The sequence below is a fragment of the Vibrio sp. DNB22_10_4 genome (genome assembly GCF_052879755.1).
Genome location: NZ_JBNNXW010000009.1, coordinates 1 through 22,182, shown reverse-complemented (window position 1 = coordinate 22,182; position 22,182 = coordinate 1). Strand labels below are relative to the sequence as shown.

Genomic DNA, 22,182 nt, shown 5'->3' with positions numbered 1-22,182 from the left:
GAGCGTCATGTTAAGACGTTAGCAAGCATTCGAACTGAGCTAGATGCAATGTCCCACTATTGACTCGCGCTGGCTCAGTTCGTTCCGATACCTTATTGAAACCTGACTTTTCTAAGACTCGTATCGACGCAGGATTATTAGTCGCGGCTTTCGCATAGACAAGCTGCACACCGTAATCTTTATGAAGAAGTTGCAGCACTCTAGCAACCGCAAAAGAAGCGACGCCTTGCTGTTGGTAGTCTTCCGCTACTCGATAGCCTAACTCACATTCTCTAGAAGCGCACGCTCTATGAGTGGACTCCCCTGCAGTCAGTTGGGTCGCATTTATCCGCGCAACAATTTTGTCCGAGTCAACAACAACAAAAAATAGACTGGTTTCCTGCTCATGTTCGTCAAGTAGTGCTTGCTGAGCCTGACAGAACGAAACGAAATTAGAGTAGCTAGCAGGCCTTGCTGGAACAAACTGTTCAAACCAGGCTTTGTTCTCTTGTTCAAAATCGAACAACGCATCGAAATGCTGTGTATTGAGTCGCTCTACATCCATTTCTGCTACTCCACATCCCAATAAGCGCTAATAGCACCTTGGCTTCGTTTTTTTAGCTGGCTTTTTTAACGAACTTAGCGGTGATCATCATTTCACCCGCACCGTCAACTTTGCAATCCAGCTGATGGTCTTTGCCCTCAACGATACGCCTTACCACCGCTTTGGTGCCGATTTTTAACACCAGCGAGCTACCTTTGACTTTCAAATCTTTGGCTAACGTGACACGGTCACCTTCTTCAAGCTTTGTGCCGTTCGCATCTTTGATGTTCAGTTCACTGTCCTCTGCAAGCTCTACAGGATTCCACTCATGAGCACATTCAGGACAAATCAATTGGTTTTGGTCTTGATAGACATATTCAGACTGGCAATTTGGACAAGGAGGCAACGACATAACTTCATCAATTCTTTAGCAAATAATGCGGGGTATTCTGCCTTATTAACCACATCATGTCGACCTGCCACACTAGGTGTTCAAGTGTTGAATCACTTTCCTAGCAACTTGAGCTGGAGTGAGTTCCGTATTGTCGATTAGTAAGTGAGAAAACTGCAACACATCCTTTTCATTGCTGTTCATTCGATGTTTCTCATTCGCGCGAAGTAACCGTGACTCAGACTGCACAATATTTCGTTTCGATGGCTTCTCTTGAAGGCGCTCTTCAGTTGTATTGCGATATAGTCTCTGTTCTAAAGATGCTGTTAATTCCACCAGCAGTACAGATGCTCCCGCATCTTTAAATTGATTACAGGTTTTCTCGACAAACTGATGATCATGAGCACTGTCCAAATCCCATACATAAGTAAAAATAAGTCCATCAAGTTTACTCACTATGGTCTCTTCAAAAATCATTTGTCTGTAAGTAGAAACAAAACGTCGAAATGACGAACTGCCGTGTTCGAAGAACTGTAAAGCAGGTTCGATAGACATATGATTGTGGAACAGTGGAATACCAAGCTGCTTACTGAGTGTTCGACCGACAGACATTTTACCTACCGCAGGCGGTCCAAAAAGTATAATAAAATTCATTAAGTTAACCGTTCAATACGTAATATTGATCTAACCTTAACTAATTAGCTGACACAATCTTACTGTTTTCGATAAGAACCAGATCGGCTTCACAATTATCAAGTACCAAGACTAAGACTACGAACTATCCTGGATTCAGTTTCGTACATTAAACACTCCCTGCGGGGAACTATCGTTAGAACAAACAACAAGGAACCACGTTATGATTCAACAAGGTCAATCATTACCCGCCTCGACGCTCAGTGAACTCACTTCTGATGGCATGGTTAACCATGAAGTAGAAACCCTATTTAAAGATAAGAAAGTCGTTTTATTTGCCGTTCCGGGTGCGTTTACACCAACCTGTTCGGAAGCGCATTTACCAGGATTTATTGTTCTAGCTGATAAATTAAAAGAGAAAGGCGTGGATTTAATTTGCTGCGTTTCAGTTAATGACGCGTTTGTGATGAAGGCATGGGGCGACTCCCAAAATGCCAGTGAACTGATGATGCTCGCTGATGGCGATGGCGCATTCACCAAAGCCATTGGCCTAGATATGGATACCGCTTCGTTTGGTGGAGTCCGCTCTCAACGCTACGCAATGATTGTAGATGACGGCGTGGTAACCCAACTCAATGTCGAAGCACCGAGCCAGTTTGAAGTCAGTACCGCTGAGGCCATTCTAAAAGCGCTTTAATCCTTACATGCAGATGATGGTGAGCCTCTACCAATCGGACTTTCTACCAAGGGATGCTCACCATCATGGCAATTAAGACGCCCGCCGAAAAGCTCTTCCAATGAAATCGATTATCTTGGGCTTTGTAGTACTCTCGGTGAACTTCTTCTTGAAACGTTTTTATCGCAAGTGTTTTGTCGTAGTTGTTTTGCATAGTCTGCCCTCTTTAGTTTTCCCTAAATACAGGCTAAGCGTAAAACCTCAAGTTACATTGAGGTCAACAACTAATTTTCATTCATTTTGCTTGTGATCACCTGAAGCTGCGGCCAATGCGTCAGCCATCGCTTTTCTTCAACTCGTTGCAGAAAAATGCGTCTGTCTCTTTTGGGATTGTGAGTAATCTGGCCAGAGAGAAGCGTTTCAAAACCAAATGCAGCGATACATTCAAACTCATTCTCAGCAAGCTTTCTTATGCCTACTGCCGTCTCTTTTTCCGGCCAGAAACTCATCGCATGTAATGTGCTTGTGTAAGAGCCATCACCGTTTCTTTGGTGCATTAAAGCTTGGTTGCGAACTTGCCATTCAAGTAGCGGCATCGCTGTAGAAAGCTGATGCTGATAATCAAGGTAAGCGTTGAGGTTGGACTCACGTTCGTCAAAATAGATAACGTCGATATCATTGAGAGGCGTTGCAACAGGCTTATTATGTAAATGATCCCAAACTAGATTTCTTAAAAATCCAGCGGCGACATAACACTGAGGCAAATCTAGCCTACGGACTTGCTCTAATACCGACAGTCTTATCGGATCTTGCTTAATAAGATCAAGTATTTGCTGCATTGAGTAGTCCTAGCGTGTGACGGAGCGCGCTATTGTTTCACCACAAGCAAAACACCGCAAGAAGCGAAAACCCCACTGGAGAGTTTGCTTAACCAGCGACTTGAGAGCCTGTCTTTCAGTTGATCACGCATTGCGGTCGCAAAGCCAGCATAAAATGTCAGCACGCCACCCACGGCGAACATCGAAAGCATATAGATAGTGGCACTATCAACGATTGTTAGCGAACTAAGATCAACGAATGCAGGAAGAAAGCCCATGTAAAACAAAATGGCTTTGGGGTTGGAAAGCGTCATCACTAAGCCTGTCAACACACTGGAACCTGACCCCTCTACAACACTTTGCTCAGTATTAGGATTCGAATGCCACATCTTCCATGCCATCCATACTAGATAAGATGCTCCAATATACTTCAATATTGCAGCGAACTCGCCTAAGAGTGAAGCTAATGTCGTTAGCCCAAGTAGCGCCAAACTAATCAAGACTATGTCCGCGATAATCACACCGACTACCACCAGCACCCCTTGTGCCATGCCACTCGACAAACTCCTAGAGACGACAGCTAAAACACTTGGGCCTGGAATGGCGGCGGAAAGTGCCAAAGCAAAGAATAGAGCGAATGATGAAGCGAGGGTCATAATACCGTCTCCCGAACAATCATCGGCAAATCAGTACAACCAAAATCTACGCCTATTTGACTCAATAAACAGGTAAGTTGGCCTCTATGATGAGTTTGATGATTAAAGATATGCTGACAAAACTGAGCGACTGTTCGCTCCATCAGTATGCCTTCTGTCGTAGTGTAGCGAACAAGTCGTTGGCAAGATTCATGTGTAAGCTGACGAGTGACACCGATATAAATGTCATCGACAGTGCTTCTTAGAGATTTTAAATGTTCGATATCTTTTACAAAGGTATCGTGGATCGATTTGGATGTAGGGAGATTGGCTAGCTTATCCTCCCCGACATCAACACACTGGTTGGCGACCAAGCGTTGTAACATGATCAAATCACCAAACAATATGTGGTTCCAATGCGCCATAATCGACGTAAAAAATGCACCGCGATCTTGGTGAAGCTCTTCATTACTCAGAGTTTCGCATACTTTTATCAGTTGCTGATTCATTCGCTGGTTGTACAGCGCCAACACTCTAAAGTTAGCTGCAATATCCATAGAGCCTCCTTGCTCTTACATAATTCACTGTTGGGTAAGCTCTTGCCCCTGGTAGTACTTTACATCGGCAAGCTCCAGCATAGGCAGATCCTCTGGAGTATCGCCATAGACGTAAATTTTGCCAAACTGACTGATATTGAGTGAAGATTTTAGAAACGTCACCTTACGCTCTTCGCTGCAATCCCCTTGAACATAACGCCCAGTATAGCGAGCCCCCCTCACCTCTAATTGACTACAGATGAGTTTAACACCCTGTTGTTCACACCAAATCCGAAGATAAGGGTCTAGCGATGCAGAGACGACAATGACCTCATCACCTTGCTGCTGATGCCAACGGATCCTCTCGACCATTTCAGGTCTTACTACCTTGTTTAAGTACTCATGATTAAAGTGGCGAGCACAGGCAATCACATCGCTTTCTTTTCGGTGCCAATAGGCAACCTTCGATAAAATGGGGCGCGTTTTGCTCGCGGGCAACCAACCTATTTTGTAAAGAGCGATCACCGGCCACACTATACTAAGCCCAATGACAATTCGTGACTTGGAAGATGCGTAAAACAAAAAAGCAGTAAACGTATCCTCAGTGGTAATGGTGCCGTCAAAATCAAATAGTGCTAGATTCACTTTTCAACCAATCAATCTTCAACTTCAAAAATTGAATCAATAATAATAGGTAAGTTAGCTCTTAGCGACTGCGCACCAAAGACCGAACGAGCATGAACCCCCTTATCTCCGAATATTTGTGCCATCAAGTCCGAACAGCCATCTAGGACTTTAGGGTGTTGTTCAAACGTCTCTGTGGCATTAACAAAGCCTTGAAGCTTGACCACTCTAGCAACTTTATCAAGGCTGCCCAATTCAAGTTTCACAGCAGCCAATATGTCTAGTCCTGTCACCTTAGCAAACTCATATCCTTGCTCAGTCGTATATTCTCGACCGAGTTTACCTTTAGGGACATCATTTAGACCTGCTACGGGGCCTTTTCCAGACACATACAAAAGATTTCCGGTACGGACACAGTTGCAATAGCTACCCTGAGGATCACTCGCTGTAGGGAGAACGAGTTCGAGTTCAGCCATTCTACTTTCGATAGACATAAATTTTCCTTTAGTGCACAAGCTACTCTTGTTTTAATCCAGCTCGTTCTACAATCTCGGATTCAAAACCATCAATACTTTGCTGATTTTTCTTTCGCCAATAATTCTCGATACCCTCAGAACCAAGTCTATCCGCCCACTTATCCAAGTCATCTCGATCGCCTTCATATTGATAGTACGGGACTGACATACCACAAGATGCCTGAACGAGATCTATATCAAGAATGAAGATTTGCCTGTTGGAATGACTATGAGGAAATAGAGGCGCGTAATCGTTCCAACGCTCATCATTAATATGAAGCGCTTCTGCTTGCCCGTAAGTTCTCAAAATCAGAGGGGCACCTTCGAATGCACAAAACATCAGCGTCATACGGCTATTAAGAAGAACATGAGCGGCAGATTCATTGCCACTCCCTGTTAAATTCAGCCAAGCGATCTGTTTGTTGTTAATGACTCGAAGTGAGTCTCCCCCCTTCGGTGACAAATTTACTGTGCCACTCTCAGCCGCCGTTGCCACAAAATAGATTTTCTGCGACTCAATAAACTCAACGTGCTTTTGTGTTAACTCACTAAATTTCTTTCCCATAGATCTTAATTCCCTGTGCCAAACGGATTGTTATTTTTCCCAACCAAACTAATGTCACTATCATCGAGATTAGCTTGAGTTTCTATATCCAAGTATTCAACCAGTTGAATCAATAAATGTAACCTTTAACAAGACTATTTTTTGAACTGCCTCGGGAAGTTAACAGAAGATTTAACATGTAATCGAAAACACTACACGTCGAGATTAAACGGGGGGCGATACTCTTCGCGTGGGGAAACTAGTTTCATGTACAATCCTTTTTATTCGCTATACAAACTACAGTGCGAGTATCATTAAAGAATTCTAATTTGCTCCAATCTGAATAGATCTCTACTAATTCAAGACCTGCCATAGTCAGACAATTACGAATTTCTTCAATAGAGCGATATCTTAACTCGATGGTGGTTTTGCGAGTATCGCTATGCTCATAATCACGTTGAATATCATAAATAACGGTATTCTTAATACTTTCATGTACTCTTTGAACGCCCCTCACCTGAACCTGTTCCCCCCCGGACGTTAAATAACTGTCGCTATAGGTAGAAGAATCGGCTCGACTTAGCCCACGAAGGCGCGTATCAAACACAAATAAACTCTCATCTTTCATATGGCAACGAATACTTTTCAGCATCGCAAGACAGTCTTCGTCAGTGAGAAACGCTTGAAAGGCATTTCCAGTCATAACGACTAAGTCAAAGTCAACGTCCAAAGCAAAATCAGTTGCATCGGCGTGTATAAATTTAACATTCGAGTGAGCCGACTTCAGCCTAGCGTGATCCAGCATAGGTTCGGATATATCTATACCCACCACACAATCAATCCAATTGGACATCTCTATCGTCAAAAGTCCTGTCCCACAGCAAACATCTAGAGATGTTTTAAAGTTGAATCGCTCTACTAACGACTTCAAAAATGCCAGCTCTTCATCGTACAATTCACTATATTGGTCATCGTACTCAGCGCCAGACCAGAACTCACTTTGACTTTGTTTCATTCACCGCTCCAGAAACCACTTCGGCATTTTTAACTCCTATCTTGCTATGCCTTACCCAACGCACTATCGCAACAACCACAAACGCGAGTAAAAAGATCCAATACAACATTCCAAGCATACTCTTGGTTACGGTAAACATTGAGGCAGTCTCGGCCATCAACGGAGTCACATCCTCATAGCTCGATAGCATCAACCAAATACTGATGTTTTCTAGATAGTCGGCAACTGCAGAGAGCACGGGCAACATTGCCAACCATTGCCATACGCCGTTGATGATTCCGCATTTCGCTAGAAGCCAGACAAACAAAAGGTAATAAGTCATCGCAAACATTGCCGGATAGATCATATCCAGTGCTAGCTGAGTTAAATAGAATGCACGCCCTTCACCGCCAAGTGCGGCCAACAAGGTCATAGCTTGATCGTAACTGTAACCCATTGGTGACATATCAAATATTGGCAACCCAGAGGAGTACTCCATTAATGTGGGTATGGTATAGCCCAGCATTAATGCATAGATCAAATTAGTTACGATTAATAGAGCGATTATCTGCCTTCCTGATGGCAGCTTTGGTAAATAACGTATCATGGTTCTTCCTTGTTCACCGTGTATCTTGACCCCATTTCGAGGTATCTCATGCGATGCGGATATTCAATCAGTTGACAAGCAAGTTGTAACTACACTAAGTGAGGATTTTTGAAGTGACTCTAGAATAGAGCAAAGATATGCCGTACTCGCTATCAGAACTTGGACAATACAGACTTTAGTTGGAAAGATTAAAACTTCGAGGATTATACGAATCTTGTTTATGACGGAGGCGGCAAGTGGTATCGCCACCTCAAAGAGATCTATCGTTATTTCTATAGCGACTATTGAAGTTCTGTCGCTTGATTTTCTACTTTTTTGTTTCCGCAAAAGGTACACGTAAGTACCAGCTCTTGCTCATCCAGTTTTTTAAGTGCCATATCTGTGTTTTCACCTATTAGCAGAGTCTCAACGACGTACTTCTTTACCCCACCCCAGAATGTATTAGGATAGTTATCTTTTGCCTCTTGAAGATGCTGTTTATGTTGAGTAACTTGACTGCACTTTTTACAATAGCTTTCCATATAGTCCGCCTTTGGTTAATTATCTCGCCAAGACTAACCAAACACAGAAGTTGTGAAAACACTCAATAATAAATTTTACGCAAAAATGTAACCACAATGTGAAGTACGTAGTCAACACTCCAGCCATTAACAAATTTGATAGTTATATATGACCGGAGAATTGACTGCTACTTGCTATTTTCTATTTTCTATTTGCTTCGGTGATAGCCAGGAGTAATAAAAGGCCCCAACAACATGTTAAGCTTTTTGAAAAAACCTTGATGTTCATCTTTGAAGATCGTTTCTGCTTCTTTGGCGCTATCTGCACTAATGATCAAAGACTGTTCAATAAACCCCTGTTCAATCAACTGACTTGCCTCTTGCTTGTAGGTCTCAGAACTTGTCTCTAAGTAGGTATATCCGCCATCTTTCGTAAAGAACTTAAACTCCATGAATCCCCCCAAATAGTGTCAATTCAGTACTGACGCTAACAGATAGATTTAAGGATAGGATATTAATTTTCCCACGATACGAGTCATCACACATCCGCGACTAAAGTCTTTGCAATAATATTTTCATTCTCTTTCAAATAGGCAATATCTGAAAGGTAGGCAAGATGATGACCGTCGTTGATATTCTCAAGAAAAGCCTGATTACCTTGATTTGCTTGTGTATGCATGAAATCTACTAACGCCTGAATTCGATTCACCATTACCTCGACTAAACACAGCCTCAACTCAACACCTAAGCTGTAGGCATCACAAAACAACTTTGCTCTCTGCATCTGAATCTGTAAATCACCGAATGCATCATCGCTGTGAGTTTTGAAAGGTGCCCAAGTATAAACGGCGTAGGCGATGTCCCAAATCCTAGAGCCTGGGTGCGCGGTATCAAAATCAAATACCCCGACTACCGAGGGTCCATTCAAGGCAACGTTGTATGGCGCAAAGTCTCCATGACAAATAACCTCTATCGGTTCTATCGTAGGTAGCATCCAACGCATAGTACTCACGTCTGCGGTCTCAACTAAACTGCTTGATGCATCATGATACGCTCGCAACAGTTGTGCCGCTGAAGCGAGTGCATCAGATAAGGCAATATCACCCTCAAGAGGGAAGTTCGTCGTTTCGCCTGGCACAAACGACAAAATTTCATTACCGTTTTCGTCAAAACCAAAAGACTTGGGTGCGGCTGAAAACCCGACGCGTTCTAGATGATTCAGTAATGTATGAACCGCTGGCGACCAAGGGCCAGCCGGCCTCAGGACTTTATCTTCCTTTCGATAGATGGCAGCACCTCTGCCACCGGATAATTCCTCTATCAAGTTCAACGCTCCCTACATAAATCTGATAGTTAACTAAATATCTACTGCTGCTACTCTGGACAGTACTTGTTAAACATCACGCAGCAGGTTAGGACAAAAGCTAAAAATAAACTCACGCCCCAAAGACCATCGCTATAAAACGACATCTCGCCTTCGGACCATACCCTAAGACCAATGTTAAACAACTCGCCATTAATACCAAGCACCAATACTGATGCCGCGAAATATCGAACAAACTCGATTGTGAGCCGTTTCGTCGTTTCTAGATGCTTAGCCAATGTCTATTCCTTATAGTGGCTATTCGAGGATGACAAACCGTAAACTGGGGGTTAATGTTCTTTGGCGTAATGGTTACTTTGCCACAAAGGCATGTCGCTGATTGGCTCATATCAACCTCCTTGTTATTTTATCGGATTTCGCTTTTTGACATACTTAAAGGCGCGAAACTCGTTATTTGGAGTAGGTGTACTTACGTGATTTTCACATTGCCGAATTTTTCATGAAAATGGTGGCTGTGTGACTAATTACTGATTACCTTCGAATGGCTTTAAGTCTATGCCTTCTAATTCACAGACCGCCTTTATCGTTGGGTTGGCACACAACCGTTTCAAGTAAGCCGCCAAATACTCAAAACTAAGCGGAGAATTCTCAATAGGTAACGACCACTCAGCCAACATAAAAAGAAAGTAGTCACATGCCGTTAACTGGTCGCCAATCAGGTACTTATTATGCTCCAGCTGCCCGTTAATAATTGATAATGCTTCCGCTATTCTCTCATCCTGCGCAGCAACTATATTCGGAATCGCCTTTTCATCATTTGTATGACGATGAGGGTAATATCGAACCATCAGCTCGGCCTGCAATGTATTGTTCAAAAATGCTAGCCACTGCAAGAACAATGGTCGCTTAGGGCTACCTATCACAGGCATTAGGCCAGAGTCCGGATGCAATTCACAGATGTGAATGCAAATCGCCGGGCTTTCAAAAATAGGCTGTTGATTGACAACAAGTGTCGGTATCCTCCCCGCAGGGTTGAGCTTCAGGTAGTCTGCCGATTTTTGTGAATTCGATTCTTTATCTACCAAAAGCAGCTCGTAATCTGCTCTCACGTGATGTAGCAGAAAATGGGGCGCTAAACTCGCATTATTTGGATAGTAATATAGTTTGAACAACACTCACTCCTTGTATAGCTGTTACCGATACTTCTCAATAGTCGAATTACGCTTTACTGTTAAACAACACGCAAAGTCATCGGCACAAATCGTATCCCATTAAATTCTGACTCAGACCCTGTTGCAACAAAGCCATGCTTCTCATAGAAACTCATCGCGTTGACTGAGGAACGTAGACTGACTTCTGCCACATCTGTGCTGCCTAACAAGTGTGACAAAATAAAATCTCCAACCCCCATTCCCTGTGATTGTTTTGAGACAAATAGATGTGTTAGATAATTTCCATCACGAATAGCACCATATCCGACTATCTCCCCTTCAACCAAAGCTTTAACGCTGTAGTAAGAGGATGTATCAAAGGTCGACTCTATGTCACCCAGAACACGCGTTATAAATTCATTCTGTCCTTGCGTATTGAGGAGAGGTAATACATCAATGGTCGCCACCTCCTTGACCAATGCATGTACGCTACTCAAATCATTTTTTGAAACAATATGTACTTCCATACTTCCCGATGCTCCCCATTTTCATGACATCGTGAAAGCCATTATTTTATGGACCGAATCTGAAGTCACGCCAATTTCAACCCACCCCATGGCCTGATAGAACTCTGGAATATCTGTGTATGCCAAAGTTTGAGACTGTCCCAACGCCATCACTTTTTGCGTAGCGAGCTCCAGCAGTTGTGTCGCGACACCTTTTTTACGAAATTTGGGTAAGACATAAAGTGCATTTATCCATATCACCGACTTACGAGTCAAAGGGTGTGGATAATGCGTAAAAGTAATGCCTGCGACAAGCTTGTTATCGGCTACGACAGCTATCGGCTGTGGTAACTGAACATTATAGTTATCGAAAGAAAAATCCGGCCACTGCACCTTAAATAGCCCTTCGACTTCAAAGAAATATTCAGAGTCTGGCTCACACTGGACTATGTTCATACCGCCTCTCTTCTTTGTGCACCTGATTAATCAAAGCTCATCCTACGTACTTGAGATCAAAGCAGAGTCTAGATAAGCCCTTACCTTTATCAGCCTTCCATGACCAAATTCACATACCCAACAATACCGGTTGTTAAAAGGTCGACCGGACTTGGTATATGAATCGGCCACGAGCTTCACAGCAGCGCTCGAACCATATAGACTTCTTACTCTTTGTCTAGAGGTCTAGTTACGCATATACACAAAGTGCTCATCTTGGTTGACAACCGTAAAGCCAAATCTCTCATACAAGCTATGTACTTGATTACCTTTAAGGTAACAAAGATGGATAGTTTTCGAGCGAGATCGCGCAATACAAGCTTTCATGACAGCGCTTCCAATACCCATACCTTGATAGTCGGGCAACAAGAAGAAACGGCCGAAGTAGTAACCATCAGGTTGTACTTCGAATAGATAACTACCTATCCTTTTCCCATCAAGTTCGATTATTGTTGGCTTAGCTTCGTTCCACTCTTGTTCGTGTAATTGGCGCTGAGTTGTTTCATCCCAACCAAAGACTCTAACCACCGCGTCATACTCAGCGGCTTTCTTGAGTTCAAAAAGAAACTCAAAGTCATCATGAGAGGCCGCTCTCTCTTTGTACTTCATGCGCCAGATGATTCCCTTGTTTTCATTTTAAACAACTCTACACGCTACCTTCAATTGCGATTGCTACCCTCACATTACCCAACGAAAGTACGGCCTCTGTCCGTCCAAACGTTCCACCTCCGCTCCGAGTCTTTTATAGAACACATGGGCTTTGTTATTGTGGGGACTAGCAGTCCACGAGATGTGGGAAACAGATGATGATATTGCTTGCGTTTTTAAGGCCAACATTAGCTTGTGGCCGTGACCTTTTGATCTTTGATTTTCTGCCACTAAGAGGTCATCAAGCCAGATGGAAGGCTCTCCACTAAAAGAAGAATATCGGTAGTGGAATAAGGCAAAACCTAAAACGTCGTCGTCCTGCTCCAATAATAAAGCGTGCGCAAATGGATAATCACCAAACAAAGTGCGTTCAATCTTCTCAACCGTCGTAGAGATTTCACCATTAAAGCCCTTCATAGCACGGTCAAACTCCGCTTTTTGCTCAATAAGGCTCAACAGCGTAATTGCGTCACTCTTAATCGCACTCCTTACGATCACAATCATCTCCCTACCTAGAACCAATTGGTCAATATCAATCCATTTGTTAAGTGTTAATTAGGCGCTAGCCTCAAGCTTCCAAGGTGGGTTTAACCGATTTTCTCCCGCCCAATACAGCTTAATTTTGTTGCCTGATGGGTCTGTTAACGCGGCTTCTTCCCAAAGGTAAGTTTGCATAGTGATATCTTGCGTGAACTCGATGTCAGCTGCCTTTAGATCAGCGACCAATTGATGCAGGTTTTCATGCTCAAAGTAAACGACTCCACGGCAATCTAGGCCTTGTTTTTCTGTGTCTAAATAAACAGAAAACGTAGCGTCGCCATCAGGAAACGAAAAGCGAGCATAATGATCGTTACCAACAATTTGAGTCAACCCCAGTTTCTTATAAAACTCGACCGCCAACTTTATATCGTGAACGGCTAATGTAACCTGGTTTAGATTCATGTACTTTCCTTGTTTTATTTTTCACCGCTAACACCTAACTCAGCAAATTTAGCATCCGGGTCTTTCATTACATCTTCCAATAGTTGTTTTCTGCGATCAAATTCTAAGAAAAGCCGCGCTATACAACAAACGCTACCAAACTAAATCGCCTAAAGCAGTAGTAGATTTTTCGCACTAATGATTAGACCATCTCCAACACACGCATATCGAGGTAAGCAATGATTTTATGGGAAGAAGAGTCACTTAAAGATCGTGAAAACATCTTTGAGTTTCTCTATGACTTCAACCCTGATGCGGCAGAGAAAACTGACAACCTCATCGAAGCAAAAGTAGAAAATTCGCTAGAGCAGCCACTTATGAGTGTGCAGGGAGACGGTATTCGTGGGCGACTACATATAATTGCTGAGATTTTGATGGTCGTCTCCTATTGGATCGAAGGAGACATTATCCGAATTATGCGCGTGCTCCACCAGAAACAAAAATTTCCCATGGATTGATTGCTTCCCCTGGGGAACTAACGCATTGTTAAGTAGCAGCTAACCACCACCGAACCCAAGCAAAGCCACCGTAATCACTAAAATCAATTCAAGCCAAAAGTGCCAACTGTTAGCTGTCTGGCTGAACAATTTGTTGCATGCCTTTTTATCGCATATACTTTATGCGCACTATCGATGCGCAGAGGAGAAAACCATGCGACATACTTACAGCACACAAGCACCAAAGAAGGCAACAAACCTTAGCTTAAACAGTGAATTACTAAGTGAAGCAAAACGCCTAAACATAAACCTGTCAGCCACGATGGAAAAAGCACTAGAACAAGAAGTCAGGAAGCGATTGAAAGCTGAGTGGCTAGAGCAAAATGCTGAAGCCATTGACGCATGCAATGAACTAACTGAAAAGCATGGACTATTTTCTGATTCGCACCGAGTATTCTGATGTCGCAATTTACGCTCTACAAAAACAACGATAAAAGCACCGCAACTGCATACCCTTACTTTGTCGATGTCCAAAGCGAGTTATTAGATACACTTAATACTCGCTTGGTTATTCCATTGACTCCACTTGAGTTAATTGAAAAAAAGACCCCTACTCATTTATGTCCAACTATCCACATCGAAGAAGATGACTTCGCAATTCTTACCCATCAGATGGCGAGTGTACCAGTGCAAATCCTGACTGACCCAGTTAATGAACTGACTGCATTCAGAAATGAAATAATCGCTGCAATAGACTTCTTAGTGACTGGCATATAACGCCCAACTAAGTAATGAGTAACGCAGTGACCAAGCCACCGCATACCACTTACAACACGAAAACCAACGCATAGTAAATTCGCCGAGCGTTACGAATCTGCTTGAATTGTTTGTTAGGCATTTTTGTCGTGAGAGAAACATTGCCTTGTTACTGTTCCCCATTTATGGTCTTCATATACGTCTTCAACATAATTTCCAGACGTGTAATCCCCGACCACATCACGCCAGAAACTGATAGCATATTCAGCACCCGCTACCTGTTTGATTTCCCATGAGCCTCCAAGCTGTTTAAACAAAATGGAAATAAAGCGTTTCCCTACTTTGTTTTTGCGAAAGCAAGGCAGGACATAAAAATCACAGATTTCAAATCCTTTTGGTGACTTCTCGTCTATTGCTGTCAAAGCAGCCGGAAGTCCATCTAAGTAGAGCAAGTAACCTGTCACTGTTCCATTTAGCTGAGGATAAACCTCGAACAGACCATTTTCATCAGGCTTATCATCGATGATTCTCGAAAATTCAGCGCCATACGCTTGGTAGAGGTTGGCATAAACATGAGCATTTGTATTGTCTACTTTCACTATATTCATCATGTATCCCCATGATTATCGAGCTATATTCACTATACTACCGTGACTTTGTTTTTCAGAGAACAACCAGATTCAAAAGTGAGAACCAATTTGATGCCTAACGCCTTGCTAAGTTGCAGCTAACAACCGCTGCTCTCAAACAAAACCACCGTAATCACTTAACTCAACCAAACCAAAATCGCCGACTGTTAGCTGTCTTCTTGAATTGTTTTGTTAGCATTACAGTTCCCACCCAGACTTATATGTTCTAGCACTCAATAAACTACAGAGCTCATCCATTACTTTCATAGATTTTTCAAGTCTGGGTAGCCTTTCATCCGAAAGGGTATCATTGACCCAGTGACGACTATGAACATACAAGTTGTAAGGGTTGATAATACACTTGAAATCAATGCTTAGTGACGTCGAGAGCGCAGAATCAGCCATGTAGCTATGAGGTAGCCCCGCTGAGGTTACAAACGTCACCACTTTATCGAAGAGTGCGCCAGTTAAGCTACCATCAGGAGGTGTAGACCCAACATATTCAATGTATTTCTTTAACTCAGAACAACATCCCCAGTTATAAATTGGGCTGCATAAAACAATACCACTCGCCTCAGACGTTAACTTATGTAACACCTTATATTGTTCCGTATTATATATTTTGTCGTTATCAAAATTTGGCACATTAAGTTCCGCCAAATCAACAAACTTAACTTGTCTATCCAACGATTGTAGTTCGTCAATACACAGCTTAGCGATTTGACGACTTCGACTATTTGGATCCAAGCTCGAACTTACTACCAAAATGTACATGTTATCTCCTGTCGAATGCTAACGCCTTGCTAAGGTGTGAGCAACGCAATACCTTAGACTCCGCATAATACCTTAAACACATAAACCGACGCATAGTAAAAATGCCACGCGTTGCGAATCACTCTTAAGCAACTTGTTATACCGCTTTGTTGAGGCTAAAATGACCAACATAAAGACCACTTAAGAGACCGATTATATGACCACTAGAATTTTAGCCGATGTTGCTGCAAGCATTACCGAGTTGAAAGCTAACCCTATGAAAGTTGCAACTAGTGCTTATGGCGAGCCTGTTGCTGTATTAAACCGAAATGAGCCAGCATTTTATTGCGTACCTGCCGAAGCGTACGAAATGATGATGGACAGACTCGAAGATCTTGAACTACTAGCTATCGCTAAAGAGCGAGAATCTGAAGAGAGCATTTCGGTAAATATTGATGACCTATAAACTCGACTTTAAAAAGAGCGCACTCAAAGAGTGGAAAAAGCTTGGCTCTACTCTGCAACAACAATTTAAGAAAAAGCTAATCGAGCGCTTAGATAACCCACATGTTCCAGCTTCAAAACTTTCTGGAGCCGACAACATGTATAAAATTAAGTTGCGTCAATCGGGCTACCGTCTCGTCTACAAAGTTGAAGACGATGTCATCATTGTAACCGTCTTAGCAGTCGGGAAACGAGAACGTAGCGATGTTTACCGTAAAGCCATGAAAAGGTTAGATGATTGATTACGGTATAACGAATGACATGGATTCCCCCTCCCGAGGATCTGCCACACTCTTGTGGTACTTGTTAGAACCGGAGGCACCATGTCTGATTATTCGTATTCTGGCGGTATCGACTTAGCTAAGAACCACTTCAGTCTTCATGTCGTTGACCAAAAAGGCAAAGTTATTCTACATAAGTCGGTTACACGCTCTAAGTTGCTGACTACCATATCAAACCTTCCGCATATGCGTATAGGCTTGGAAGCGTGCGGTGGTGCACATTACTGGGCAAGAACACTCAACAAACTTGGCCACGATACGCGCATCATGGCGGCTAAATATGTCGCTCCATACAGAACTAAAGGAAAGAACGACCTCAATGATGCCGTCGCGATATGTGACGCTGTTCAACGTCCTGCGACTCGTTTTGTTCCAACAAAGTCACCTGAGCAGCAAGCTATCTTGTCGGTACACCGTATGCGTGAGCATTGGGTTCGCGAGCGAACTGCTATCATGAACCGCATTCGAGCTTTGCTTTCTGAGTTTGGGCTTGTTATGCCCGTCGGGCGCTCGTCATTAATGAAACAAGTTCCACTCATTCTCGAAGGTGCAGAAAACGAACTTCCTCAACTTGCTAGAGTCGTCCTCCATGACGCATACCAACACCTTGATGCTCTCAACCAACGCATTGCGGATACCGAACAGACATTCGAGTCCTTCGCTAAGATCAGTGATAACGTTCAACGCATTATGAAAGTTCGAGGGATCGGCCCTCAAACCGCGACCGCCATATTAGCCTCGATAGGTAATGGAGCTCAGTTTGATAAGAGCCGAGACTTCTCTGCCTGGCTCGGCCTAGTTCCCAAGCAATATTCTACGGGCGGTAAACCCAAACTAGGGAGAATTAACAAACATGGGGACAAGTACCTTCGTACACTGCTCGTTCACGGAGCAAGAACCGTCATAGCCAACCTCGGCGATAAGTAAGACAGGCTGAGTCAGTGGTGTCGGAATGTATTGGAACGACGAGGCATGAACAGAGCGGTTGTCGCTTTAGCGGCTAAGAACGCCCGAATTATCTGGTCACTGTTACACAATCAAACGGAGTATGAAAACTACGCTGCTTAAGCTCTGACGAGCCCAAGCAGCGAGAGTATTACACCCACCGGGTCATAGCAGACGCAATGGATGGAGATAGGTTAAGACCACGTGCGGAGAGCCTGTTAATGCGGCGGACATTAAAATGTCATCTAACGAATAAGGCACCGCAGTCGCGCAAAGTCATCAGGGTCACGATGTTGCGAATCATTGATAAGTAGACCGAATGTAGAGCGGCAGTCCAAAACCCATCACTTGAAGTTTAGCGGATGTTTGACAGCCGGGGGAATCCATGTAGCCTTGTTAAGTAGCAGCTAACGAACACAACACTTAAGCAAAGCCACGTAATCACTGAACTCAACCAAACCAAAATCGCCGACTATTAGCTGTCTGCTTGAACAATTTGTTATGTGAATTTTCGACTGAAACGCCGAACCTTTGTACGCATGTTCTTCATTGGTGAAGACGTATTAAATTGAATCATCCTACCAAGCGTCCACTTCTCATACCAATCAACACCATACAGCTCATCATCACTTAAGGTCGAAATTAACAAAAGAACCTTATCGGTCGTCGACTCCAGCTCAATAAGCAATTCTTCGTAGCTCAAGTGTTGATATTTGCGATGAAAGCTCTCAGCCAACAAGCCTAATTCGTTCCACTTGTAGCCAGTTTCGGGAAAGTCTACTTGTTTACCTTGTGACTTAAGGGTATGCCACTTTAAAACAAGTTGCCCCCAACCAATCAGGTAAGCTACCGTGTCACAAACACTGATTTGCGTACCTTTAACATTCCCTTCAACACCGATTTCACGAGAGAGTTCTTCAGGTATTTGGCGATAATCTGCCAACAACTTGGGGAATATCGAGTTTATCGCCAGCACTAGTTCGTTCTTATTTTTTGGTACAGAAGACATTGTTATCTCCATTCACATAACGCCAAATTAAGTAGTGAGCAACGCTACCACCTACCTAAACCATTGTGCCGTAAAGACTAAAGCCGATTTCAAACCGAAAGTGCCAAGCGTTGCGAATCTGCTTAAATTTATTGTTAGTTTTATTTCTGGCGACTCAGTAACAAGCTTGCTCCAGACATAGCCAAAAAAATTGCACAACCTCTATTGAAGCGCTTTGCCATTTTCGGCTTCGTGAACCACTGCCTTAAGTACATTCCAAATATCGCATAAATTGATATTGCACCCATTTCTAAAATCAGGAACGTAGCCCCTAAAGCGAAGAACTGTTCATTTACACTTGCTGAAACATCGACGAACTGTGGTAGAAAGGCGGTAAAGATTAAGATCGCCTTTGGATTACCGGCGGCTAGAAAAAATTCTTGTTTAGCTAAACCTAATCGGTTGCGAGTATTTTCTAGTTCAGAAACAGGACTTGCTTCCGAGCGCCAAAGATTAAAGGCAATCCACAACAAATAAGCCGCGCCCACAATTTTAATCGTTAGAAATAGGGTCTCAGAAGCATAAAGAACGACTGCTAAACCAGAAGCAGCCAAGACAATCATTACAGCGAATGCAGCAATACGACCAAGTCCTGCAATAAAAGCGGATTTGAAACCGTAACAACGAGCATTGTTCATTGACAATAGATTGTTTGGACCAGGAGTCATATTGAGCGCAAAACACGCAGGTATAAAGAACAATAACTTCCAGATTTCCACAATATTTCCTCCATAAAACTAACGCCTTGTTAAGGTGTGAGGCACGCAATACCTGAGCTTCCGCATAACACCTTAACCACCAAACGCAACGCATAGTAAAAATGCCACGCGTGCCGAATCACTCTTAAACAATTTGTTATAAGCACCTGCCAGTGGATAGGAAATGAACCCAGTCATTTCTGCCTCGCTTTTGGGCTTCACTTACAGCACTTTCAACATCATACGTTACCTTATGAAAAACTACGTCCCACTTGCCGTCTGTGTTTTGCTGTAATGTTGCGTATGATGCTCTTGAAGAATAGTTTTGCATTGAGTGAACACTTGGTTCGTCATCCATATATGCCTGTAAACCAACACTACCAGGGTTTATTATTAATTGCCCTGTAGATAACTCAACACACCTTGGTGTATGCGTATGACCACATATAATAACCGGAGAGGATATACCATTTAGTCTTTCAATGATTTCCTGCTCAGTCCGAACTATTGGTTTTCCAGTACTAATGTCTTCTAACAAATATACAAGGTCATCAGTCGGTGTTCCATGACATGCATAAATGTCATTTGTGATTTGTAAGTCAAACGGTAGTCGCTTCATCCAATTTAATGGCTCCTGCCCTAACTCACTTAGAATAAATTGCATTGTAGGGTTTGATTCTATTTCAGCGTCCGTGGCCTCGTATATCTGACGGTCTTGATTACCCGATATAGTTATCGCCCCCAATGATTGCAAGTAATCGTATGTCTGCCTCGGTGCTATTGGGCCGTATAAAATATCACCTAGATTAATGAAAGCCGTAAAACCTTTTGCTCTAGCATCATTAACCACTGCCTCAAGCGCAAAAATGTTACTATGGATATCTGACAATATTGCGAATTTTTCCACTATGCACTCCTTGTGCTTATAACGCCTTGTTAAGTAGCAGCTAACTACCACTGCACCCAAACAAAGCCACCGTAATCACTAAACTCAACCAAACCAAAATCGCCAAACGTTAGCTGTCTGCTTGAACAATTTGTTATGTGTTACTCATACTCTTGGCATTGGCGCAGCTCTGAGTCTGGGTTGTACCAATTAGCTTTTTGGGAAACCCAAATATGCGCCTGTTCTGGCGACGAAATGTCGCTATCAAGCGAACCGAGCCTCAGTATAATATGTTCAGTATCTTCACGTTTGGCATAGACTTGAGTACCGCAATTTGAGCAAAAGTAACGATGCTTCCCTTTTGATGACTCAAAGAATTTAAGCTTATCAGAGCCGAACACTGAGAAATCCCCATCCTTGACAGCAGCGACACTCGAGAATGCGGCTCCATGCGCTTTCCTACAGGTTTTGCAGTGGCAATGCACTATGTCACCAATTTTACCGGTAATCTCGTACTTAACTGAGCCACACAAACAACTCCCTTTGACCATAATTTCCTCAATACTCGAATGACACATAACGCCGCGTTAAGTAGTGAGCAACGCTACCACGAAACCTAACCATACCACCGTAAACACAAGACCCAACGATGGAATGAAAAATGCCATGCGTTGGGAATCTGTCTTAAACGTTTTGTTAGGTGCGGACCTACAGATTACCTTTACGCATTGAGACTTGCCAACCTCTGTTGATGTAACCTTTACTCTCAGCCTTTATAATTTTGTGAGTCTCTTCTTTAGTAGGAAAGCTAATAACTATAGAGTCGTGATGCTCAGTTACTTTTGCTTTGTAATGATTACTAGCAAATCGCCCTAAAACCTTGTCCTCAGTGTTTAGCTTAACTCCCTTGTTCATGGCAGTAGCCAAAATTAGCAAGTCATTTACCGTGTTCTTAATATTGTCTTTTACTTGTATATTTTTCATAAATTCAGATAGCAATGTCATACCAGATTCACAATCTTCCGAATTTAGAGCGTGACATATCACGTTGTTATCAAGTAAAAACTCCATTTTTTTCTTTAGCATTTTTTGCTTATTCTTGTCTAAATGAGCGATGCTCATTTGAAAAAAATGCATAGATTTATTGTTGATAATTTCAGTTATCGCCTCGTTACCGAACATTCGATAAGAATCAAAATCTTGTTTTAAGTCGATTATTACGCTGTCTGTCCGTTTAGAACCCATTTTCGCCCATTTTGCATTTGTAATATCACCATGAGACTGAGCAAATTGCGGAGGCATATGCTTCCCACCAAACTGAATCGGGTTAAGGACATAATAGTCAGCTTTACTGTTTTCTCTAGTATGAAACAGAAGGAACTCGCTTGCTGTTACCGACGATATTTCAGCACCTTGCGCTTTAGTTTGCTCCCAGTGTCCCGAATGACAATAGGATATTATTTGAGTATCAAAGATCATATTTATACCATTTAAGCACCTAACGCTTTGTTAAGTAGCAGCTAACTACCACTGTACTCAAACAAGACCACCGGAATCACTAAACTCAACCAAACCAAAATCGCCGACTGTTAGCTGTCTGCTTGAACAATTTGTTAGGCTTTTAACTCCATGAGGTGCTCTGAACCTTCATGGCCTATAGTCTCGAATCCCAAGCGTTCATAAAGCGCTTTCGCTGGATTTGAGTCAATTACACTTAACCCTACTTTAGCGTCAGACTTTGCTGCGGTATCGATGAGTTCAGTGATTAGCTTGCTACCAATGCCCAAACCTTGAAAGGCAGGTAATATTTGAATTTGTATAATCTGCCAATGGTTGGTTTCGTGTTGATAAACCGCTTTAAACAAACCTACTGATTGATTGTCGACTTCCACTATCTGAGCCGACTGAAACTCAAATTGAATACGTGCTTGATATGAATCGTATGAAACCGGCATATCTGCTTGTTCAAGGTAGCTACGCATAGTTTGGTCTCTTAGCAAGTGAAGAAAATCCATATCCTTAGCAGTCGCCGATCTTAGACATATTTCCATGTTACCCTCTGAAAGCCTAACGCCTTGCTAAGTTGCAGCTAACGAACACAGCACCTAAGCAAAGCCACGTAATCACTGAACTCAACCAAACCG

36 protein-coding genes and 1 pseudogene are annotated in these 22,182 nt (G+C 42.8%); 7 read left to right on the top strand and 30 right to left on the bottom strand.

Going from position 1 to position 22,182, the window contains the following annotated elements; all coding sequences use genetic code 11:
* Positions 1–10 precede the first annotated feature (10 nt).
* From ACVA6Q_RS18070 to ACVA6Q_RS18060, 3 genes are all read right to left on the bottom strand, one after another.
* Complete coding sequence (locus ACVA6Q_RS18070) at positions 11–544, bottom strand: GNAT family N-acetyltransferase (protein ID WP_446648438.1); 534 nt, start codon at positions 542–544, stop codon at positions 11–13.
* A gap of 52 nt (positions 545–596) precedes the next feature.
* Positions 597–935 carry a zinc ribbon domain-containing protein YjdM gene (locus ACVA6Q_RS18065; protein WP_112460837.1) on the bottom strand — a complete coding sequence of 113 codons (339 nt, stop codon included), beginning with the start codon at positions 933–935 and terminating at the stop codon, positions 597–599.
* 72 nt (positions 936–1,007) lie between these two features.
* Complete coding sequence (locus ACVA6Q_RS18060; RefSeq protein WP_446648437.1) at positions 1,008–1,568, bottom strand: AAA family ATPase; 561 nt, start codon at positions 1,566–1,568, stop codon at positions 1,008–1,010.
* Positions 1,569–1,770: 202 nt separating this feature from the next.
* On the opposite strand from ACVA6Q_RS18060, the gene ACVA6Q_RS18055 reads away from it, so the two are divergent.
* Positions 1,771–2,244, top strand: a complete 474-nt coding sequence (locus tag ACVA6Q_RS18055) for a redoxin family protein (protein ID WP_446648436.1) — start codon at positions 1,771–1,773, stop codon at positions 2,242–2,244.
* A 43-nt stretch (positions 2,245–2,287) separates the two neighbouring features.
* Here the strand turns inward: ACVA6Q_RS18055 and ACVA6Q_RS18050 are convergent, their stop codons facing one another.
* From ACVA6Q_RS18050 to ACVA6Q_RS17960, 19 genes are all read right to left on the bottom strand, one after another.
* Positions 2,288–2,437: a hypothetical protein gene (locus ACVA6Q_RS18050; protein WP_446648435.1), complete on the bottom strand. Its 150-nt coding sequence runs from the start codon at positions 2,435–2,437 to the stop codon at positions 2,288–2,290.
* A 70-nt stretch (positions 2,438–2,507) separates the two neighbouring features.
* Entirely contained in the window at positions 2,508–3,062 is a 555-nt protein-coding gene (locus ACVA6Q_RS18045) for a nucleotidyltransferase family protein (RefSeq protein ID WP_446648434.1), read from the bottom strand.
* A 29-nt stretch (positions 3,063–3,091) separates the two neighbouring features.
* Positions 3,092–3,697: a LysE family translocator gene (locus ACVA6Q_RS18040; protein ID WP_446648433.1), complete on the bottom strand. Its 606-nt coding sequence runs from the start codon at positions 3,695–3,697 to the stop codon at positions 3,092–3,094.
* Positions 3,694–4,233 (bottom strand): DinB family protein, encoded by a 540-nt coding sequence (locus ACVA6Q_RS18035; protein ID WP_446648432.1) that lies wholly within the window; start codon positions 4,231–4,233, stop codon positions 3,694–3,696. Before ACVA6Q_RS18035 ends, ACVA6Q_RS18040 begins: the two co-directional genes overlap by 4 nt.
* A gap of 24 nt (positions 4,234–4,257) precedes the next feature.
* Positions 4,258–4,857 carry an HAD family hydrolase gene (locus ACVA6Q_RS18030; RefSeq protein ID WP_446648431.1) on the bottom strand — a complete coding sequence of 200 codons (600 nt, stop codon included), beginning with the start codon at positions 4,855–4,857 and terminating at the stop codon, positions 4,258–4,260.
* 11 nt (positions 4,858–4,868) lie between these two features.
* Positions 4,869–5,330, bottom strand: coding sequence for a RidA family protein (locus ACVA6Q_RS18025; RefSeq protein WP_446648430.1), 462 nt, complete (start codon positions 5,328–5,330; stop codon positions 4,869–4,871).
* 22 nt (positions 5,331–5,352) lie between these two features.
* Entirely contained in the window at positions 5,353–5,916 is a 564-nt protein-coding gene (locus ACVA6Q_RS18020) for a pyridoxamine 5'-phosphate oxidase family protein (protein WP_446648429.1), read from the bottom strand.
* A gap of 244 nt (positions 5,917–6,160) precedes the next feature.
* Entirely contained in the window at positions 6,161–6,910 is a 750-nt protein-coding gene (locus tag ACVA6Q_RS18015; RefSeq protein ID WP_446648428.1) for a class I SAM-dependent DNA methyltransferase, read from the bottom strand.
* Positions 6,891–7,496: a hypothetical protein gene (locus tag ACVA6Q_RS18010; protein ID WP_446648427.1), complete on the bottom strand. Its 606-nt coding sequence runs from the start codon at positions 7,494–7,496 to the stop codon at positions 6,891–6,893. The genes ACVA6Q_RS18015 and ACVA6Q_RS18010 overlap by 20 nt, the downstream gene beginning before the upstream one ends.
* Positions 7,497–7,777: 281 nt before the next feature.
* Positions 7,778–8,017 (bottom strand): hypothetical protein, encoded by a 240-nt coding sequence (locus tag ACVA6Q_RS18005; RefSeq protein WP_042499796.1) that lies wholly within the window; start codon positions 8,015–8,017, stop codon positions 7,778–7,780.
* A gap of 188 nt (positions 8,018–8,205) precedes the next feature.
* Complete coding sequence (locus tag ACVA6Q_RS18000) at positions 8,206–8,448, bottom strand: hypothetical protein (RefSeq protein ID WP_446648426.1); 243 nt, start codon at positions 8,446–8,448, stop codon at positions 8,206–8,208.
* Positions 8,449–8,534: 86 nt separating this feature from the next.
* Positions 8,535–9,317, bottom strand: a complete 783-nt coding sequence (locus ACVA6Q_RS17995; RefSeq protein WP_429759583.1) for an aminoglycoside phosphotransferase family protein — start codon at positions 9,315–9,317, stop codon at positions 8,535–8,537.
* 53 nt (positions 9,318–9,370) lie between these two features.
* Positions 9,371–9,598, bottom strand: coding sequence for a hypothetical protein (locus ACVA6Q_RS17990; protein WP_418642184.1), 228 nt, complete (start codon positions 9,596–9,598; stop codon positions 9,371–9,373).
* Between the two features lie 246 nt (positions 9,599–9,844).
* Positions 9,845–10,492 carry a glutathione S-transferase family protein gene (locus ACVA6Q_RS17985; protein ID WP_446648425.1) on the bottom strand — a complete coding sequence of 216 codons (648 nt, stop codon included), beginning with the start codon at positions 10,490–10,492 and terminating at the stop codon, positions 9,845–9,847.
* A gap of 59 nt (positions 10,493–10,551) precedes the next feature.
* The gene (locus ACVA6Q_RS17980) at positions 10,552–10,998 is read right to left on the bottom strand and encodes a GNAT family N-acetyltransferase (RefSeq protein ID WP_446648424.1); all 447 of its coding nucleotides are present in this window, start codon (positions 10,996–10,998) and stop codon (positions 10,552–10,554) included.
* Between the two features lie 21 nt (positions 10,999–11,019).
* On the bottom strand, positions 11,020–11,433 hold the full coding sequence (locus ACVA6Q_RS17975; protein ID WP_446648423.1) for a GNAT family N-acetyltransferase: 414 nt from the start codon (positions 11,431–11,433) through the stop codon (positions 11,020–11,022).
* Positions 11,434–11,658: 225 nt separating this feature from the next.
* Entirely contained in the window at positions 11,659–12,081 is a 423-nt protein-coding gene (locus tag ACVA6Q_RS17970; RefSeq protein ID WP_353496302.1) for a GNAT family N-acetyltransferase, read from the bottom strand.
* 69 nt (positions 12,082–12,150) lie between these two features.
* Positions 12,151–12,624 (bottom strand): N-acetyltransferase family protein, encoded by a 474-nt coding sequence (locus ACVA6Q_RS17965; RefSeq protein WP_446648422.1) that lies wholly within the window; start codon positions 12,622–12,624, stop codon positions 12,151–12,153.
* Between the two features lie 51 nt (positions 12,625–12,675).
* On the bottom strand, positions 12,676–13,062 hold the full coding sequence (locus ACVA6Q_RS17960; protein WP_446648421.1) for a VOC family protein: 387 nt from the start codon (positions 13,060–13,062) through the stop codon (positions 12,676–12,678).
* A 218-nt stretch (positions 13,063–13,280) separates the two neighbouring features.
* Here ACVA6Q_RS17960 and ACVA6Q_RS17955 point away from each other — a divergent pair, with 218 nt between their 5' ends.
* The 3 genes from ACVA6Q_RS17955 to ACVA6Q_RS17945 all read left to right on the top strand — a co-directional run bounded on the left by ACVA6Q_RS17955 (position 13,281) and on the right by ACVA6Q_RS17945 (position 14,315).
* Positions 13,281–13,559 carry a type II toxin-antitoxin system RelE/ParE family toxin gene (locus ACVA6Q_RS17955; RefSeq protein WP_446648420.1) on the top strand — a complete coding sequence of 93 codons (279 nt, stop codon included), beginning with the start codon at positions 13,281–13,283 and terminating at the stop codon, positions 13,557–13,559.
* 193 nt (positions 13,560–13,752) lie between these two features.
* Positions 13,753–13,998 (top strand): type II toxin-antitoxin system CcdA family antitoxin, encoded by a 246-nt coding sequence (locus ACVA6Q_RS17950; protein WP_446648419.1) that lies wholly within the window; start codon positions 13,753–13,755, stop codon positions 13,996–13,998.
* Positions 13,998–14,315: a CcdB family protein gene (locus ACVA6Q_RS17945; protein ID WP_446648418.1), complete on the top strand. Its 318-nt coding sequence runs from the start codon at positions 13,998–14,000 to the stop codon at positions 14,313–14,315. The genes ACVA6Q_RS17950 and ACVA6Q_RS17945 overlap by 1 nt, the downstream gene beginning before the upstream one ends.
* 113 nt (positions 14,316–14,428) lie before the next feature.
* Here ACVA6Q_RS17945 and ACVA6Q_RS17940 read toward each other — a convergent pair whose 3' ends face one another.
* Positions 14,429–14,902, bottom strand: a complete 474-nt coding sequence (locus ACVA6Q_RS17940; protein ID WP_446648530.1) for a GNAT family N-acetyltransferase — start codon at positions 14,900–14,902, stop codon at positions 14,429–14,431.
* A 219-nt stretch (positions 14,903–15,121) separates the two neighbouring features.
* Positions 15,122–15,697, bottom strand: a complete 576-nt coding sequence (locus ACVA6Q_RS17935) for an NADPH-dependent FMN reductase (RefSeq protein ID WP_446648417.1) — start codon at positions 15,695–15,697, stop codon at positions 15,122–15,124.
* Positions 15,698–15,893: 196 nt separating this feature from the next.
* Between ACVA6Q_RS17935 and ACVA6Q_RS17930 the strand changes: the two genes are divergently transcribed.
* From ACVA6Q_RS17930 to ACVA6Q_RS17920, 3 genes and pseudogenes are all read left to right on the top strand, one after another.
* Entirely contained in the window at positions 15,894–16,142 is a 249-nt protein-coding gene (locus ACVA6Q_RS17930) for a type II toxin-antitoxin system Phd/YefM family antitoxin (protein WP_005377003.1), read from the top strand.
* Positions 16,132–16,422 (top strand): type II toxin-antitoxin system RelE family toxin, encoded by a 291-nt coding sequence (locus ACVA6Q_RS17925; protein WP_005377002.1) that lies wholly within the window; start codon positions 16,132–16,134, stop codon positions 16,420–16,422. Before ACVA6Q_RS17930 ends, ACVA6Q_RS17925 begins: the two co-directional genes overlap by 11 nt.
* Before the next feature lie 81 nt (positions 16,423–16,503).
* Positions 16,504–17,529 (top strand): annotated as a pseudogene (locus ACVA6Q_RS17920) (IS110 family transposase).
* Between the two features lie 376 nt (positions 17,530–17,905).
* Here ACVA6Q_RS17920 and ACVA6Q_RS17915 read toward each other — a convergent pair.
* The 6 genes from ACVA6Q_RS17915 to ACVA6Q_RS17890 form a co-directional block, all read right to left on the bottom strand.
* Complete coding sequence (locus ACVA6Q_RS17915; RefSeq protein WP_446648416.1) at positions 17,906–18,415, bottom strand: ClbS/DfsB family four-helix bundle protein; 510 nt, start codon at positions 18,413–18,415, stop codon at positions 17,906–17,908.
* Between the two features lie 140 nt (positions 18,416–18,555).
* A complete protein-coding gene (locus tag ACVA6Q_RS17910; RefSeq protein ID WP_446648415.1) occupies positions 18,556–19,173 on the bottom strand; it encodes a LysE family translocator in 618 nt (205 codons plus the stop codon).
* A gap of 136 nt (positions 19,174–19,309) precedes the next feature.
* Complete coding sequence (locus tag ACVA6Q_RS17905) at positions 19,310–20,059, bottom strand: metallophosphoesterase family protein (protein ID WP_446648414.1); 750 nt, start codon at positions 20,057–20,059, stop codon at positions 19,310–19,312.
* A 140-nt stretch (positions 20,060–20,199) separates the two neighbouring features.
* Entirely contained in the window at positions 20,200–20,589 is a 390-nt protein-coding gene (locus ACVA6Q_RS17900; RefSeq protein WP_446648413.1) for a GFA family protein, read from the bottom strand.
* Between the two features lie 157 nt (positions 20,590–20,746).
* Entirely contained in the window at positions 20,747–21,517 is a 771-nt protein-coding gene (locus ACVA6Q_RS17895; protein ID WP_446648412.1) for a hypothetical protein, read from the bottom strand.
* Between the two features lie 134 nt (positions 21,518–21,651).
* Positions 21,652–22,020 carry a GNAT family N-acetyltransferase gene (locus tag ACVA6Q_RS17890; RefSeq protein WP_446648411.1) on the bottom strand — a complete coding sequence of 123 codons (369 nt, stop codon included), beginning with the start codon at positions 22,018–22,020 and terminating at the stop codon, positions 21,652–21,654.
* Positions 22,021–22,182: the final 162 nt, after the last annotated feature.

Excerpts from the sequence above, each read along its gene's own strand:
- ACVA6Q_RS18065 (WP_112460837.1), bottom strand. The coding sequence starts at position 935 with ATGTCGTTGCCTCCTTGTCCAAATTGCCAGTCTGAATATGTCTATCAA.
- ACVA6Q_RS17925 (WP_005377002.1), top strand. The coding sequence starts at position 16,132 with ATGACCTATAAACTCGACTTTAAAAAGAGCGCACTCAAAGAGTGGAAA.
- ACVA6Q_RS17975 (WP_446648423.1), bottom strand. The coding sequence starts at position 11,433 with ATGAACATAGTCCAGTGTGAGCCAGACTCTGAATATTTCTTTGAAGTC.
- ACVA6Q_RS17895 (WP_446648412.1), bottom strand. The coding sequence starts at position 21,517 with ATGATCTTTGATACTCAAATAATATCCTATTGTCATTCGGGACACTGG.
- ACVA6Q_RS18040 (WP_446648433.1), bottom strand. The coding sequence starts at position 3,697 with ATGACCCTCGCTTCATCATTCGCTCTATTCTTTGCTTTGGCACTTTCC.
- ACVA6Q_RS17915 (WP_446648416.1), bottom strand. The coding sequence starts at position 18,415 with ATGTCTTCTGTACCAAAAAATAAGAACGAACTAGTGCTGGCGATAAAC.
- ACVA6Q_RS17935 (WP_446648417.1), bottom strand. The coding sequence starts at position 15,697 with ATGTACATTTTGGTAGTAAGTTCGAGCTTGGATCCAAATAGTCGAAGT.
- ACVA6Q_RS17930 (WP_005377003.1), top strand. The coding sequence starts at position 15,894 with ATGACCACTAGAATTTTAGCCGATGTTGCTGCAAGCATTACCGAGTTG.
- ACVA6Q_RS17970 (WP_353496302.1), bottom strand. The coding sequence starts at position 12,081 with ATGAAGTACAAAGAGAGAGCGGCCTCTCATGATGACTTTGAGTTTCTT.
- ACVA6Q_RS17940 (WP_446648530.1), bottom strand. The coding sequence starts at position 14,902 with ATGAATATAGTGAAAGTAGACAATACAAATGCTCATGTTTATGCCAAC.
- ACVA6Q_RS18055 (WP_446648436.1), top strand. The coding sequence starts at position 1,771 with ATGATTCAACAAGGTCAATCATTACCCGCCTCGACGCTCAGTGAACTC.
- ACVA6Q_RS18045 (WP_446648434.1), bottom strand. The coding sequence starts at position 3,062 with ATGCAGCAAATACTTGATCTTATTAAGCAAGATCCGATAAGACTGTCG.
- ACVA6Q_RS18010 (WP_446648427.1), bottom strand. The coding sequence starts at position 7,496 with ATGATACGTTATTTACCAAAGCTGCCATCAGGAAGGCAGATAATCGCT.
- ACVA6Q_RS18070 (WP_446648438.1), bottom strand. The coding sequence starts at position 544 with ATGGATGTAGAGCGACTCAATACACAGCATTTCGATGCGTTGTTCGAT.
- ACVA6Q_RS18025 (WP_446648430.1), bottom strand. The coding sequence starts at position 5,330 with ATGTCTATCGAAAGTAGAATGGCTGAACTCGAACTCGTTCTCCCTACA.
- ACVA6Q_RS18020 (WP_446648429.1), bottom strand. The coding sequence starts at position 5,916 with ATGGGAAAGAAATTTAGTGAGTTAACACAAAAGCACGTTGAGTTTATT.
- ACVA6Q_RS17965 (WP_446648422.1), bottom strand. The coding sequence starts at position 12,624 with ATGATTGTGATCGTAAGGAGTGCGATTAAGAGTGACGCAATTACGCTG.
- ACVA6Q_RS17980 (WP_446648424.1), bottom strand. The coding sequence starts at position 10,998 with ATGGAAGTACATATTGTTTCAAAAAATGATTTGAGTAGCGTACATGCA.
- ACVA6Q_RS17890 (WP_446648411.1), bottom strand. The coding sequence starts at position 22,020 with ATGCGTAGCTACCTTGAACAAGCAGATATGCCGGTTTCATACGATTCA.
- ACVA6Q_RS18060 (WP_446648437.1), bottom strand. The coding sequence starts at position 1,568 with ATGAATTTTATTATACTTTTTGGACCGCCTGCGGTAGGTAAAATGTCT.
- ACVA6Q_RS17960 (WP_446648421.1), bottom strand. The coding sequence starts at position 13,062 with ATGAATCTAAACCAGGTTACATTAGCCGTTCACGATATAAAGTTGGCG.
- ACVA6Q_RS18050 (WP_446648435.1), bottom strand. The coding sequence starts at position 2,437 with ATGCAAAACAACTACGACAAAACACTTGCGATAAAAACGTTTCAAGAA.
- ACVA6Q_RS17945 (WP_446648418.1), top strand. The coding sequence starts at position 13,998 with ATGTCGCAATTTACGCTCTACAAAAACAACGATAAAAGCACCGCAACT.
- ACVA6Q_RS17955 (WP_446648420.1), top strand. The coding sequence starts at position 13,281 with ATGATTTTATGGGAAGAAGAGTCACTTAAAGATCGTGAAAACATCTTT.
- ACVA6Q_RS18005 (WP_042499796.1), bottom strand. The coding sequence starts at position 8,017 with ATGGAAAGCTATTGTAAAAAGTGCAGTCAAGTTACTCAACATAAACAG.
- ACVA6Q_RS17950 (WP_446648419.1), top strand. The coding sequence starts at position 13,753 with ATGCGACATACTTACAGCACACAAGCACCAAAGAAGGCAACAAACCTT.
- ACVA6Q_RS17900 (WP_446648413.1), bottom strand. The coding sequence starts at position 20,589 with ATGGTCAAAGGGAGTTGTTTGTGTGGCTCAGTTAAGTACGAGATTACC.
- ACVA6Q_RS18035 (WP_446648432.1), bottom strand. The coding sequence starts at position 4,233 with ATGGATATTGCAGCTAACTTTAGAGTGTTGGCGCTGTACAACCAGCGA.
- ACVA6Q_RS18015 (WP_446648428.1), bottom strand. The coding sequence starts at position 6,910 with ATGAAACAAAGTCAAAGTGAGTTCTGGTCTGGCGCTGAGTACGATGAC.
- ACVA6Q_RS18000 (WP_446648426.1), bottom strand. The coding sequence starts at position 8,448 with ATGGAGTTTAAGTTCTTTACGAAAGATGGCGGATATACCTACTTAGAG.